The organism is Microbispora sitophila (genome assembly GCF_014892245.1).
Classification (GTDB): domain Bacteria; phylum Actinomycetota; class Actinomycetes; order Streptosporangiales; family Streptosporangiaceae; genus Microbispora; species Microbispora siamensis.
Genome location: NZ_JADBGC010000011.1, coordinates 1 through 14,244, shown reverse-complemented (window position 1 = coordinate 14,244; position 14,244 = coordinate 1). Strand labels below are relative to the sequence as shown.

Below are 14,244 nucleotides of genomic sequence, written 5' to 3'. Positions count from 1 at the left end.
ATGTCCCCCCTGGGGGTGTCCGCGCCCCCGGTAGAAGGTCCGACGGCCGGAGTATCCTGGCTCCCGGATCGGCGCTCGCCTCAGCCTTCCCGCCCGTGCTGGGCAGTGGCGTGGGTGAGGGTCGCTCCCCGGTGACAGTGGCGGGACCGCGCCGGATTCACACCGGCTTCCTCCGCGTCCGTCGCTTGCGGTGGTCAACATACACCTTTGTGCCGGATGTCCCGCAAGTGTGGTCTGTCTGATATAGCGGAAACGCTACGTGTGCTTCGGTTACCTGCGCGTGAGTGTGGCGATCATGTAGAACGGCTCGTTCTTCGTCACCGCGTTCTCGCCGTGCCCGTTGTAGTCGAAGGTCATCGTCCCGTTGTCGTGGACGGTGAGGTAGATCGTGCCGTTGCGCACGCAGTTGCCCCGCATCGACACCCGCTTCAGCCGCACCGTCGTCCCGCTGACCACCTGGAGCCTGGACCTGCCCGTGCAGTGGTAGTCGACGAACCGCTCGGTGACGGTGTCGCCGCCCTTCGGCACGGTCAGCACGAGCGTGTCGTACGCGCCGGGGTCGTAGTCCACCCTGCCGCGCCAGACGCCGGCGAAGCGTGCGGAGAAGCGCAGCGGCACCCGCGTGGCGGGCGCCGGAGTGGACGTCCGTGTGGGCGTGGTGGTGGGCGCCGGAGTGGGCGAGGGGGTCGGCGCGACGGTGGCCGCCGCGTGCCGCGTGTCACCGTCGGCGACGCCTTCGGACGGCGGCACGGACAGCAGCACGGCCCCGGTCGCCGCGGCCGCGAGGGTGACCGCGGCCCCCGCGAGCAGCCCCCGGCGGCGGCCGGAGCCCCGCCGCGAGGGGACGGTGTCCGGCTCCGGATAGATGGGATGCGGTGCGGCGGTGAGCACGGCCGGGACGTCCCCGGCGGTCCCCTCCGGCACCGCGGCGAGCAGCCGCATCGTGATGTCGAGGATGTCCGGGCGCTGCGCGGGGTCCTTGCGCAGGGCCAGCGCGACGATGGAGCGCAACGGCTCTTCCAGGTCGCCGAGGTCGGGCTCCTTCGTGAGCACGCGGTTCAGCACGGCGGGCAGCGCGTCGTCGCCGAACGGCGGCCTGCCGGTGGCGGCGAACACCATCACGCAGCCCCACGCGAACACGTCCCAGGCCGGCGTGGGCGGCTCGCCGGCGATCTGCTCGGGCGCCATGTAGGCGGGCGTGCCGACGATACCGCCGCTCGCCGTGGTCGCGCCGAGATGGCGGGCGACCCCGAAGTCGACGACCCTCGGACCGTCGGGACCCAGCAGCACGTTGGCGGGCTTGAAATCGCGGTGGACGATCCCGGCCTGGTGCACGGCGGCGAGCGCGGTCGCGGTCGCCACGGCCAGCCGGTGCAGGGCGGGCCCGGACCGCCGTCCCGCCCGCTGCAGCGTGGGGCCCTCCACGTACTCGCTCACCACGTAGGGCCGTGGGCCGTCCAGGTCGAAGTCGAGCACTCGAGCCACGCAGAACGGCGCGACCCGCCGCGCGGCGGCGATCTCCCGCGCGAAGCGGCGGCGCGCGTCCTCGTCCCCCGACCAGCCCTCATGCAGCAGCTTGACCGCCACGGGCGTGCCCTCGGCCGTACGGCCGAGGTAGACCACTCCCTGGCCGCCCGCGCCGAGGCGGCCCTCCAGCCGGCAGCCGCCGATCTCGGCCGGATCTCCCGTGAGTAACGGCCCCACCGCAGGCATGCAGCCCTCCTCGGCCCGGTTTCCCCTCACCTTAGATGAACGGAACGCTGGTGCTTCTCGATCATGCTTGTCATGATGCCGTGATGAACGTGGTGAGGCCCGGATGGTGAGGCCTGGATGGTGAGGATGGTGCGCGTGCGGCTGCCGCTGGTGGTCCGGCGTGCGCTGGCCGAGCCTCTGCTGCTGGCCGCCGCGTTCGGCTCCATCCTGCTCGCGACCACGGCGATCTCGGCTCTCCTGCTGCACGCGGGGTCGGCGACCCAGGCCGGCGTGCGGCGGGCCCTGGACACGGCTCCGCTCGCCGCCACCGCCACCGTCGTCACCTCCTCGGTCACGGCCGGGGACTTCGCCGAGATCGACCGGGCCGTCCGCGTGGGGATCGCCCACGCCCACCGGGAGGTGCCCGTACGGGTCGCCGTGCGCGTCGAGTCCGCCTCCTACGCGTGGAAGGGACAGGACCGCGGTGATCAGCCCGTCCTGACCCGGTTCGCCACGTACGAAGGACTGGACGGCCAGACGGACCTGGTGAGCGGGCGCTGGCCCGCCGAGACGAAGACGGCGATGGTGGAGGTGGCGTTGTCCGAGCCGGCCGCGCGGGCGATCGGCGTGTCCACCGGCGACGAGTTCACCGTCGTCGGACGCCTGGACGGCGAACCGGCCCGTGTGCGCGTCGCCGGCGTCTTCCGGCTGCGCGACCCCGACGACCCGCGCTGGAAGGGGGAGGAACTGCTGCGCTACGGCACGCAAACCGGCGACTTCACCTCCCGCGGACCCCTGGTCGTGCCGGCCGGCGCCTTCCTCGGCCGGTTCGCGACCGGTCTGTCGGCCCGCTGGCTCGCCGAACCCGACCTGCGCCGGCTTTCCCCCGACCGGCTCCGGCCGTTCTCGGCGTCGGTCGCCGGGGCCTCCGCCGCCGTGCGGGCCGGCTGTCCCCGGTGCACGGTCACCGAGACGCTCTCCGGCACGCTGCTGCGGCTCGATCGCGGGGCCCTGGTCGCCCGCTCGACCATGCTGGTGCCGGTGCTGCAACTGCTGGTGCTGGGCGCGTACGCGCTGGCGCTGACCGCGCGGCTGCTCGCCGAGCACCGCCGGATGGAGACGGCCCTGCTGCGGTCGAGGGGCGGCGGATCGCCGCGGCTCGCCGCCATGGCGGCCGGGGAGTCGCTGCTGATCGCGCTGCCCTGCGCGCCCGCGGCGCCGTTCCTCGCGCCCCTTCTCCTGCGGCTGGTGAGCGCGTTCCCCTGGATCGAGGCCACCGGCGTGGAACCGCCCCGCACGCCCGACGGAGCCACGTTCGCGGTCGCGGCGGCGGTCGCGCTCGCCTGCGCCGCCATGCTGGCCGCCCCGCCCCTGCTCGCCGCCCGCCGCACGTACGTCGAGGAGCAGGCGGCGCGCGGGCGCGCCGACCGGCCGGGCCTGGTCCAGCGGGCCGGGGCCGACCTGGCGCTGCTCGTCCTGGCGGCGCTCGCCGTCTGGCGCCTGCGCGGCCAGGACGCGGCGGAGACGACGCGCCTCGGCGGCGAGCTCGGGCTCGACCCGCTCGTCGGGGCGGGCCCGGCGCTCGCCCTGCTCTGCGGCGGGATGGCCGCCCTGCGGCTGGTGCCCGCCGTCGCCAGGGTCGCCGAGCGGGCGACGCGGCGGCGCCCCGGGTTCGGGCCGGCCCTGGCCGCCCGGCAGGTGAGCCGGCGTCCGGCCCGCTACTCGGGTCCGGCGCTGCTGCTGACGATGGCGATGGCGATCGGCGTGCTGTCTTTGACCACCGCCGCGACCTGGCGCGGCGCCCAGGAGGACCGGGCCCGGCATCTCGCCGGCGCCGGCCTGCGCGTCCCGGCCCTCCCGGGGGACGACGCGCGAACCTTCACCACGCTGCCGGGAGTCACGGCGGCCGTGCCCGCGCACCGCGCCACGGTCGTCGCGGACGGCGCGGACGCCACCCTGATCGCCGCGGACGCGGCGCACCTGGGCCGCGTCCTGCTGCTGCGCCCCGACCTGTCGGAGCTGTCGCCGGCCACCCTGGCGTCCCGGATCGCCGGGTCCGCCGGACAGCCGCTTCCGGTCGTGGTGACCCCCGGCCTTTCGGACGCCGTACGGATCACGGCCGGCACGGCGACGATACCGATCACAGTGGTGGGTGTCGTCGCGGCGATGCCCGGCACGCCGGAGGGCACCCCGGCCCTGCTCGCCGACCTTGCGGCGCTGCGGGCGGCGGGCGCGAAGGGCGCGCAGTGGCCGGTGACGGAGTGGTGGCTGGCCGCCGACGGGCACGACACCGCGCGGGCCGCCGCCGTACGAGCCGCCCTACTGGCCGCCTCCGGGCGAGGCCGCGGGGACGTCGTCGACGTGGCCGCGCTCACCGCCGGCTTCAGGGACGACCCCACGGCGGCCGGTCTGCAGGGTGCGCTGCTGCTCGGCTTCGCGGCGGCGCTGGCGTTCGCCGTGCTGGGATTCTTGGTCAACGCGGCGGTCGCGGCGCGCGAGCGCAGGGGTGAGTTCGCCGTGCTCGGCGCGCTCGGCGTGAGCTCCCGGCAGACGTTCGGCCTGCTGGCGGCCGAGCAGTCGTTCGTCATCGGGCTGTCGCTGGCGGGTGGAGTGGCGCTCGCCGTGGCCGTCTCCGCCGCGGTGGTGCCGCCGATGGTGACCGCCGGATACGCGACCGCGGGCGGGCTGCCCGTGGTGCTCCACGTTCCGTGGCCTCAGGTGGCGGCGCTGGCCGCCGCGGTCCTCGCGGTGCTCCTCGTGATCGTCGCCGGGCTCGCGCGGTCGCTGCACCGCCGCGAGCCGGCCGCCGCGCTGCGTGCGGGGGAAGCGTCGTGATCCGGCTTCTGGGTGTGCACAAAGGTGTGGCGGCGCTGCTGGCCGCGCTGGTGTTCGGCGCCGCCCTGGTCGTCTCGGCCCTGCCCCGGATGGTCGAGTCCTCCCTCGACGCGGGGGCCAGGTCGGTCATCGGCTCCGCCCCGCCCGCCACGGCGTCGCTGGGGGTCCAGTTCACCCGGCGCTTCGACCTGACGCCGATGCGGACGACGGCCGAGGTGGCCCAGGCGGACACCGCCTGGCGCGCGTTGTTCCCCCCGGCGCTGCGGGAGGTCGCCGACCCCGCCCCGCACTTCGACGTCACAGCCCCGCCGATGCTGATCAACGAGCAGACACACCGGTATCTCACGTTGAAGTGGGTGTCCGGGGCGGACCGGCGGGTGCGGTACGTCGAGGGCGGCCCCCCGGGCCCCGGCTCGGGCACGGGTCTCGAGGTGGCCGTCCCCGCCGTCGCCGCCACGGAGATGTCGATCAAGACGGGCGACACGCTCCGCCTCGGCGCGGTGAACGCGAAGGTCACCGGCCTGTTCGAGCCGGTGCGTCCCGCCGACCGGTTCTGGGCCGTCGAGCCGGAACTCACCTACGTCATCCACCAGCGCGTGCCGCTCGCCACGGAGGACGACCTGATCGTCACCGCGCTCACCGACGGCGACAGCCTCGCGGGCGCCGACCTGCCGATGGTCTACCGATGGGTCGTCACTCCGGCACCGGACCGGATCACCGCGGGAAACGCGGAGGACGTGCTGGCCGCCACGGAGGAGTTCGGCCGCCGCCTGGGCAGGCAGGACCTCGAACTCGTCCTGTCGACCGGGTTCGACCGCATCCTGAAGGAGTACCTGGACCGGCTGGCCCTCACCCGCGCGCTGATCACGGTGTTCCTGAGCGGGCTGGCCGTCGTGTGCCTGGGCACCACGGCCCTGGCCGTGCTGCTGCTCGTCCGGCGGGTGCACGGCGACCTGCTGCTGATGCGCGCCCGCGGCGCGTCCCTGGCCCAGGTCGTGCTCGCCTGCGGGGGAGCGGTCGCGCTCGCGGCGGTGCCGGCGGCGGTGGCGGGCCAGGTGGCCGCGGGCTTCGTGCCGGGCGCTCCGACGGCGGCCGCGCGGCTGGGACCGGCCGTGCCGGCGGCGGGGACCGTCGCGATCGCCTGCGTCGCCGTCGCGCTGCGCCAGTCCTCACGACGGCGGTCCCCGAGAGGGCGGGCCCAAGGACGGCTGACCGGGAGCGCGGCCCGCCGGATCGTGATGGAGATCCTGGTGCTCGTGGTCGCCGTGGCGAGCCTTCATCTCCTGCGCACCCGCGGCCTCGGCACCGGCGACGTGTTCCTCGCGCTGGCGCCCGTGCTGCTGGCACTGGCCGCCGCGCTGGCGGTGCTGCGCGCCGGCCCCGCCGTGATCCACCTGGCCTTCCGGGCCGCCGCCCGGCGCACCGCCGCCGTTCCGTTCCTCGGGCTCGCCGCCGCCCGAGCCGTGCCGGGCGCCGCGCTGCCGGTGTTGACGCTGCTGCCGGCCGTCGCGCTGGCGGCGTACGGCATGGCCACCGTCGGAGGTCTGGAGTCGGCGCAGCGGCAGACGGCGTGGGAGCGGACCGGCGCCGAGATCAGGGTGGAGCGCGCCCAGGGCATTCCCCCGGAGACGGTGGAACAGATCGTCCACGCGCCGGGCGTCAGGGCCGTCGTCCCGGCCGCGGTCGGGACGACGGTCGCCGAGGTGGGCTTCGAGGGGCGGCCGGCCACGGTCGTCGCGGTCGATCTCGACGCCTACCGCCGGCTGGTCGCGGGCAGCCCCCTGCGCCTGCCCGACCGCCCGGCGCGGGCGACGGGCGCGCTGGTGTCGCACGACCTGTCCGCCATGCGGAGCTTCGAGATCGGCTGGCCCGCGCGGATGACGGTCACCCCTGCGGGGACGGTCGACGCGATGCCGGGGGTGCAGGCGGGCGACGGCGCCCTCATCGTCCTCCCCGCGGCCCCCGAGCACGTCAACACGCTGCTGATCGCGGGAGACGCCGGTGCGGTCAGGCCGCTGCTGCCGTCCGGCGCGCGCATGACCACCGTGGCGGGCGCGCTCGCCGAGATCACCGGGACGCCGCTGACGGCGGCGCTGACCGCCGCGCTGCGGGTCGCCGCCGCGGCGCTGGCCGCGTACGCGCTGGCGGCCGTCGCGATCGCCCTGACCGGAGGGGCGGCCCGGCGGGCGGAAGATCTCGGGCTGCTGCGGGCTCTCGGCCTCACTCGCAGGCAGGCCGGACTGATCACCGTCCTGGAGGCGGCCCCGCTGCTCGTACTGACGGCCGTCGCCGGGCTGGCGGCCGGTCTGGCCATGCCCGCGCTGCTCGGGGCCGGAATCGACCTGTCGGCGTACGCGGGCGGGCGCCCCGGCGCCCTGGCGGCAGGCGCGGCCCTGCCCGTCCTGCCCGCTGCCCTGGCCGCCGCTCTGGCCGCCGGGGTCGCCGCCGTCGCCCTCGCGGGCGCTTATCTGGGAGGAAGCCGTGGACACGCTGGCTGACCTGGAGGCCCGGGCCACGCGGGGCGGTCCCGCGTTCGGCGCGGACGCCCACGTCCTGTGCGACAACCTCGTGCGGATCTACAAGACCGAGGGCTCCGCCGCGGTCGAGGTGGTCGCCCTGCAGGGCCTCGACCTGCTCATCGGCAGGGGTGAGCTGGTGGCGATCGTCGGGGCCTCGGGCTCGGGCAAGTCGACGCTGCTCAACATCCTTTCGGGGCTCGACGTGCCGACGGCCGGGCTGGCCCGGGTCGCCGGGATCGACCTGCTGTCCATGACCCCGCGCGACCGCCTCCGCTACCGGCGCTCGGTCGTGGGCTTCGTCTGGCAGCAGACCGCCCGCAACCTGCTGCCCTACCTCACCGCGCGGGAGAACGTCATGCTCCCCATGCGGCTGGCGGGCGGCACGTCCCGGCGGGCCAGGTCGTCCCGTACGGACGAGCTGCTGGAGCTGACCGGGATGGCCGACCGCGCCGACCGGCGGCCCGGCGAGATGTCCGGTGGCGAGCAGCAGCGGGTGGCGGTGGCCGTGGCACTGGCCAACGCGCCCGAGGTGGTGCTCGCCGACGAGCCCACCGGGGAGCTGGACAGCGAGAACGCCGAGACGGTCTTCGGCGTGCTGCGCCACGCCAACCGCGAGCTCGGCGTCACGACCGTCGTCGTGACGCACGACCCGATGGTGTCGGAGCAGGTCGACCGGACCATCGGCATCCGGGACGGCCGCACCTCCAGCGAGACGTTCCGCCGCACCTCCTCCGACGGGAGGGTGGTCGCCGAGGAGTACGCGGTGCTGGACCGGGCCGGGCGCCTGCAACTGCCGAGGGAGTTCATCAACGCCCTGTCCATGGAGCACCGGGTGCGCCTGGAGCTCGAACGCGACCACATCGGGGTCTGGCCCTCGGGGGTGGAGGAAGAGACGAATGAGTGAGCCCCTGGTCGTCGTCGAGGACCTGCGCAAGACCTACCCCAAGGGCGTGCGAGCCCTGAGAGGGGTCTCCTTCGAGGCTCATCCCGGCGAGCTGGTCGCGATCCGCGGGCGTTCCGGCGCGGGCAAGACGACGCTGCTCAACCTGGTCGGCGGCCTGGACCGGCCCGACGAGGGGCGGGTGCGGGTGGCCGGGCAGCCGGTGCCGGAGCTGCCCGAGGAGGGCCTGCTGCGGCTGCGCCGCGACGTCGTCGGGTTCGTCTTCCAGTCGTTCCGGCTGATCCCGGTGCTGTCGGCCGCCGAGAACGTGGGCGTGCCGCTGCGGCTGGCGCGGGTTCCCGCCAGGGACAGGGAGGATCGGGTCAAGGTGCTGCTGTCCCTGGTCGGGCTGTCCGACCAGGCCGAGCAGCGGCCGTACGAGCTGTCGGGCGGCCAGCAGCAGCGCGTGGCCATCGCCAGGGCCCTGGCCAACCGGCCCCGCCTGCTGCTCGCCGACGAGCCGACCGGTCAGCTCGACTCCCAGACCGCCCGCCAGATCATGGAGCTGCTCCGGGTGCTCGTCCGCGGCGAGGGCGTCACCGCGCTGGTGGCCACGCACGACGCGGCCCTCGTCGGCCTGGCCGACCGCGTTCTGGAGCTCAAGGACGGCGAGTTCCTCACCTGACAGGAGTGGGATCTTCCAGCCCACGTTCGACTGACCAAAAGAACCAATTTGGTCAGTTTGTCTCTAGGATGGGCTGGAACCCCAATGAGAGGAGCCGTCATGTCGAACGTCGGCAGGCCCGGCGGCCGGGCGCTGGTGGTCGGACTGGGGATCGCCGGCATCGCCACCGCGTTGCGGCTGCGCCAGGTCGGGTGGGAGCCGGTGGTGGTGGAACGGGCGCCCGCGCGCCGCTCCGGCGGATACTTCATCATGTTGTTCGGCACCGGCATCGCCTCGGCCCGGCGGCTGGGCGTGCTGGAGGCCATCGGCGACCGCAGCGGGCCCCATGTCACCAGCTACGAGGTGGACCGCGCGGGGCGCCGCCGTCCCGGCATGAACCCCTTCGCCATGGCCGGGGGCCCCCGGCCGCTGCTGCGCGGCGATGTGGAGCAGGGCTTGTTCGCGGCGTTGCCGGACGACGTGGAGATCCGCTACTCCACCGTGCCCACCCGCATCGCGCAGGACGACGCCGCGGCGGAGGTGACGCTGCACGACACGGCCGCGGACACCACCGTGACCGAACGCTTCGACCTGGTGATCGGCACCGACGGCATGCGTTCGACGGTGCGCAGGCTCGTCTTCGGTCCCGAGGAGTACCTTCACCCGCTGAACTACATGGTCGGCGCCACCGTGCTGGACGGCCCGATCGACGGCTTCGGCCTGCACGAGGGCCTGGTTCTCGCCGAGCCGGGCCGTTCAGTGTGGGCCTTCCCGTTCGCCGACCACGCCCCGAGCCTGCTGTTCTCCTACCGCACCGACGACATCGACGCCGAGTTCCGCCGCCCGCCCATCGAATCCATCCGCGCCGCCTACGGTCCCGAACCGACCGGACCCCTGCTGGAAGGGCTGCTGAAGCGCTACGAGCAGGCACCCGACGCGCTGTTCGACTCAGTGCAGCAGGTCAAAATGCCCCGCTGGCACCGCGGCCGGGTCGTCCTGATAGGCGACTCCGCCTGGTGCGTCACCCTGTACGCGGGCATGGGCGCCTCCAGCGGCATGGCCGGCGGCGAACTGCTGGGCACCATGGTGCAGCGCCATCCCGGTGACGTGCCCGGGGCGTTGCGGGCCTGGGAGGCGCGGATGAGGCCGTTCATCCACCTGCAGCAGGAAAGCGCTTTGCCCGGACGGCGCATCTTCACCCCGCATGACCGCAAGGAGCAGCTCTTGCGAAGCGGGATGATGCGTCTGATGCGGATGCCGGGCGTCGGAAAGGTCATGGGCAGGAAAATGTTCAACAACAAGGACATGCGTGCCAAGAACATCGACGTCGCGCTCCCCTGACCGGTACCGAACCTGACAGCAGCACCCCCGACAGCACGGCCATGGAGGACAGCACGGTGAGCCAGTTGGTCGGACACCACTCGCACAAAGCCGCCCGCATCCTGGACAGTGCGCGCCAGCTGGTGGCCGATCACGGCGTGCGCAAGGTCACCGTCAGCGAGATCGCCACAGCGGCCGGGGTCGGCAAGGGCACCGTTTACCTGTACTGGCCCACCAAGGAGGGCCTCATCCTCGGGTTGTTCGCCCGCGAACTGCTGGCCTTCCTGGAGGAGGTCATCGCCCGCATCACCGCCGACCCAGCCGCCGTTCTGCCGCGCAACCTGGCCCCGCTGCTGATCCGCACCGGGCTGCGATCTCCGCTGGCGCGCCGCCTCACCACCAAGGACACCGACCTGCTGCGGCTGCTCACCGAGCAGGCAGGCGACCGCGACCTGTTCGACCGCGCGCAGCCCAGTGCCATGTGCCAGGCGGTCATGCCTATCCTGCGCCGGCACGGACTACTCCGTGAGGACCGCCCGCTGGCCGACCAGTCCTACGCCATGCACGCCGTACTCGCCGGCTTCGGTCTCGCCATGTCCGACCCGGACTCCGCCCCGCCCAGCGCCGGCGACCCCGGCGACGTCCTCGCCGACACTGTGGCCCTGCTTCTCGAACCCGCGGCCGTGCCCGCCGAGCAGGCCGTCACCGCGGCCGCCGACGACACCGTCGCCGTCTTCTGCCAGATCAGGGACGCCGTTCTGGACATCATCGATCGCAGCCAGACCACCCAGCAGTGAACTCGTGAGGCAAGGCCGACCGTACCGGGGTGCGGCGCTGCATCACTCGAGCTCTGTCAGGTCCAGGGGAGGGCGGTGCGGCGGGCCCAGTAGGTCTCGGCGTCCTCCACCAGATCGGCGAGCGCCTCCTCGGCCTTGTCGTCCCAGGTGACGGCGAGCGCCGCCAGGTTCTCGGCGAGCTGGGTGGTCGTGGCCGCGCCGCTCAGCACGACGCCCGCCCACGGGCGGGCGAGCACGGCGGCGAGCGCCAGGGCGTCGGGGGTGACGCCGCGTTCGCGTGCGGCGAGAGCCAGGGCCGGTGGCGCGCCACGGGCGGTCAGCCTGCCGTTGGCCACGCCCTCCTTGACGATCACGCCCAGGCCGGCCGCGTGAGCCCGGGCCAGGGCCTCGCCCGCCGAGCGCTCCAGCAGGTTCCAGGTGGACTGCACGGTGTCGAAGAGCCCGGTCGCGACCGCCCTGTCGATCGTCGCGGCCTGGCCTGGCCCGGTGGTGGACAGGCCGACGGCGACGCCCTCGGCGCGCAGGGCGCGCAGCTCGCCGAGGACCTCCTCGTCGTCGAGCACTCCGCTCTCGACCGTGGCGGAATGGATCTGGTAGAGCGACAAGTGGTCGCCGAGCAGCTCCCGGGTCTCGCCGAGCTGGCGGCGCAGCCGCGCGGCCGACAGGTCCTTCTCCTCGTGGCGGTCGGCCTCCATCCGCCAGCCGCCGACGTACTCGTACCCCCACTTCGACCCGATCTCGACCTCGCCGGGCCGGATGCCCCGGTCGGCCAGCCAGCCCGCGAGGAACTCCTCCGCCAGGCCGTAGGAGCGGGCCGCGTCGAAGTAGCGAACGCCCGCCGCCCTGGCGGCGTCCAGCACCTCCCAGGTGCGCGCCCGCAGCGCCGCCACGTCGCGGTCGCCGCCGAAGTCCTCGTCCCGGCCGAGCGTGATGTACGCGGGACGGCCGAGCGCGGCGAGCCCTAGACCTATCGGGGTGACCTGAAGGCGGCCGCCCAAGGGCCGCGCGACCATCTCCTGCATGAGGCACAACGTTAGTGACGCCCGAGAGCACCGCCGAGAGCGGGTGCGAGCGGTCGCGTCGTGACAGCGCTCGCGCCCTGCCCGCATCGCGCCCGCCCGTCCGTGCCCCCAAGATATGAAGGACTTCTTACGGTTGCCCGTCATCCAGTGACCCGGGTCCGGCGGGAATGTCTAATCGCGTTCGCGGGCCACCCTCCCGCTCGCGAACGGAGACAAAGTCATGAACCGAAGGCACCACGCCCTGCCGCCCGATCACCAGCCCGCGGGCCGGCGCCGCCGGCTCGCGGTCCTGCTGGCCGTGATGACCGCGGCGGTCCTCGCGCCCGCCGTGTCCGTCGAGGCCGCCAGCCGGACCAACGCGTCGATCGCCATGTCACCCGCCTCGTACGGGTACTCGGAGACCTCCCCGGACCCGGCGTATCAGCCGCCCGGCAGAGCGACCAACAAGCGGCCGGGCAAGCCGACCCCGACCCCCACGCCGACCCCCACGCCGACCCCGACCCCCACGCCGACGCCCGCGGATTCGCCGGCACCGCATCCGCCGGCAGGCCTGTACGTGGTGACCTCTCCTGAGCTGGCCCCGCAGTTCTGCCAGGACACGACGACGCCACTTGTGCGGAGCACCCGCCCTGTCTTCGGCGTCAGCAGCGGTGCCCCCGCCTACAACACGGATCGGCCGAACCTGCGGGCGGTCTTCGAGCTGTCGCGATCGAGCGGTGAGACGGTCCTCACCCAGAGCGTGGCCTTCGCCGGCTCGGGCGCGACCTTCCAAGCGCCCGACGGAGTGTTGACCGACGGCGCCTACCGGGTGCGGGCGCGGGCCGAGGACGGGGCGGCGGTGTCGGACTGGCTGCCCTGGTGTGCGTTCACCGTCGACACCTCCGGCACGGCGTCTGCCCCGGGCGTCCCCGACTCGCTGCGCATCTCCACCGGCCCCTACTCCGGATTCCAGGCCTGCCGCGCCGTGAGCGGCGCGCCCGTCGCGCGAACCGGTGACATGCTGAGCTTCGCCGCCTCCCCGACTCCCGCCATCATCGGCGTCACCTATCCGAACCTGAGCGCGACCTTCGAGATCGGCCACCCGGGACAGGAGCCGCTGATCCGGAAGACGACACCCATCTGGCCCAGCGGCACGGTGTTCAGCGCCGGCGTCGCGCCGGGGACGTTCACTTCCGGCTCCTACCAGTTCCGCGTCCGCGCCGAAGACGGCGGCCTCGTCTCCGCCTGGTCTCCCTGGTGCGCCTTCACCGTCACCGAATAGCGGGCGGGGATCGGGTGAGCGGGGGCACGTGTGGTGAGGAGGCGGCCGGGGTATGGCGACAAGTCCAGCCGGCCTGTGGGTCCACTCGAGCCCGAGGTGGTGGGAGCGTGACGGAACCGGTTGCAGAGGGAGTGCGGACAGCGGAGGACGTGCTCGCCCGGACGCGCGACCTGGTGGAGCCCGCCCTGCGCCGCGCGGTCGACACCCTGCCTCCGTCGATGTGCCGGATGGCGGGATACCACTTCGGATGGTGGGACGCGCGGGAGCGGCCGGTGCGGGCGGGCGGAGGCAAGGCCCTGCGGCCCGCGTTCACGCTGCTGGCGGCGGAGGGCGCCGGGGGAGACGTGGACGCGGCACTGCCGGCCGCCGTCGCGGTCGAGCTGGTGCACAACTTCTCCCTCGTCCACGACGACGTGATGGACGGCGACGCGGTCCGCCGCCACCGCCCCACCGTGTGGAACGTCTTCGGGCGCTCCGAGGCGATCCTGGCCGGCGACTCCCTGCTCGCGCTGGCCTTCGCCGTGCTCTCCGCGGGTGGCAGGCCCGCCGACAGCGCGCGCATGCTGGCCCGGTGCGTCCAGTCGCTGCTGGACGGCCAGAGCGCCGACCTCGGCTTCGAGAAGCGCGCGGACGTGAGCCTGGGGGAGTGCGTGCGCATGGCCGAGGGCAAGACAGGCGCGCTGTTCGGATGCGCCTGCGCCCTCGGCGCGCTGCATGGTGGCGCCACCACCGAGCAGGTGGCCTTCCTGCGCGTGTTCGGCGAGCGCGTGGGGCTGGCGTTCCAGATAGTCGACGACCTGCTGGGCATCTGGGGCGACCCGGCCGTCACCGGCAAGCCGGTCCACTCCGACCTGCGCAACCGGAAGAAGTCCCTGCCGGTCGTCGCCGCGCTGACGTCGGGCACACCGGCCGGCGGCGCGCTCGCCGCACTGTACCGCCGCCCGCTCGCGCAGGCCGACCTCGCACGGGCGGCGCGGCTGGTGGAGGAGGCACGCGGGCGGGCGTGGAGCCTCGCCCGGGTGGACGATCTGCTGTCCGAGGCGCTGGAGGCGCTGCGCTCGGCGGAGCTGGCGCCAGGGCCGGCGGCGGGTCTGGAGGGCCTGGCCCGCCTGGCCGCCGACCGCGACCGCTAGGCCGTGTCTTCAATGTGATCTAGGTGTTGGATCATGACTTGGCGTGATTCGCCGGTACGAGTTGACCGATGAAGAGTGGGAGAAGCTGCAGGTTCTTCTCCCCTCCGGGCGGATGGGCCGT

10 protein-coding genes and 1 riboswitch are annotated in these 14,244 nt (G+C 74.0%); of the genes, 8 read left to right on the top strand and 2 right to left on the bottom strand.

Going from position 1 to position 14,244, the window contains the following annotated elements; translation table 11 throughout:
• Positions 1-49: 49 nt before the first annotated feature.
• A riboswitch (cobalamin riboswitch) is annotated at positions 50-173 on the bottom strand.
• Between the two features lie 97 nt (positions 174-270).
• Positions 271-1,713 carry a serine/threonine-protein kinase gene (locus tag IL992_RS46330; RefSeq protein WP_226873492.1) on the bottom strand — a complete coding sequence of 481 codons (1,443 nt, stop codon included), beginning with the start codon at positions 1,711-1,713 and terminating at the stop codon, positions 271-273.
• Between the two features lie 117 nt (positions 1,714-1,830).
• Here IL992_RS46330 and IL992_RS20915 point away from each other — a divergent pair, with 117 nt between their 5' ends.
• The 6 genes from IL992_RS20915 to IL992_RS20890 all read left to right on the top strand — a co-directional run bounded on the left by IL992_RS20915 (position 1,831) and on the right by IL992_RS20890 (position 10,707).
• A complete protein-coding gene (locus IL992_RS20915; protein ID WP_193205061.1) occupies positions 1,831-4,527 on the top strand; it encodes an FtsX-like permease family protein in 2,697 nt (898 codons plus the stop codon).
• Positions 4,524-7,025 carry an FtsX-like permease family protein gene (locus IL992_RS20910; protein ID WP_193205060.1) on the top strand — a complete coding sequence of 834 codons (2,502 nt, stop codon included), beginning with the start codon at positions 4,524-4,526 and terminating at the stop codon, positions 7,023-7,025. The genes IL992_RS20915 and IL992_RS20910 overlap by 4 nt, the downstream gene beginning before the upstream one ends.
• Positions 7,009-7,950 (top strand): ABC transporter ATP-binding protein, encoded by a 942-nt coding sequence (locus IL992_RS20905; protein WP_319018701.1) that lies wholly within the window; start codon positions 7,009-7,011, stop codon positions 7,948-7,950. The genes IL992_RS20910 and IL992_RS20905 overlap by 17 nt, the downstream gene beginning before the upstream one ends.
• The gene (locus tag IL992_RS20900; RefSeq protein WP_193205059.1) at positions 7,943-8,611 is read left to right on the top strand and encodes an ABC transporter ATP-binding protein; all 669 of its coding nucleotides are present in this window, start codon (positions 7,943-7,945) and stop codon (positions 8,609-8,611) included. Before IL992_RS20905 ends, IL992_RS20900 begins: the two co-directional genes overlap by 8 nt.
• A gap of 99 nt (positions 8,612-8,710) precedes the next feature.
• Entirely contained in the window at positions 8,711-9,931 is a 1,221-nt protein-coding gene (locus IL992_RS20895; protein ID WP_193205058.1) for an FAD-dependent monooxygenase, read from the top strand.
• Between the two features lie 56 nt (positions 9,932-9,987).
• Positions 9,988-10,707: a TetR/AcrR family transcriptional regulator gene (locus IL992_RS20890; protein WP_193205057.1), complete on the top strand. Its 720-nt coding sequence runs from the start codon at positions 9,988-9,990 to the stop codon at positions 10,705-10,707.
• 56 nt (positions 10,708-10,763) lie between these two features.
• Here the strand turns inward: IL992_RS20890 and IL992_RS20885 are convergent, their stop codons facing one another.
• Positions 10,764-11,729: an aldo/keto reductase gene (locus IL992_RS20885; protein ID WP_226873491.1), complete on the bottom strand. Its 966-nt coding sequence runs from the start codon at positions 11,727-11,729 to the stop codon at positions 10,764-10,766.
• 220 nt (positions 11,730-11,949) lie between these two features.
• Here IL992_RS20885 and IL992_RS20880 point away from each other — a divergent pair, with 220 nt between their 5' ends.
• Positions 11,950-12,990, top strand: coding sequence for a hypothetical protein (locus tag IL992_RS20880; RefSeq protein ID WP_193205056.1), 1,041 nt, complete (start codon positions 11,950-11,952; stop codon positions 12,988-12,990).
• Positions 12,991-13,097: 107 nt separating this feature from the next.
• On the top strand, positions 13,098-14,123 hold the full coding sequence (locus IL992_RS20875) for a family 2 encapsulin nanocompartment cargo protein polyprenyl transferase (RefSeq protein ID WP_319018700.1): 1,026 nt from the start codon (positions 13,098-13,100) through the stop codon (positions 14,121-14,123).
• Positions 14,124-14,244: the final 121 nt, after the last annotated feature.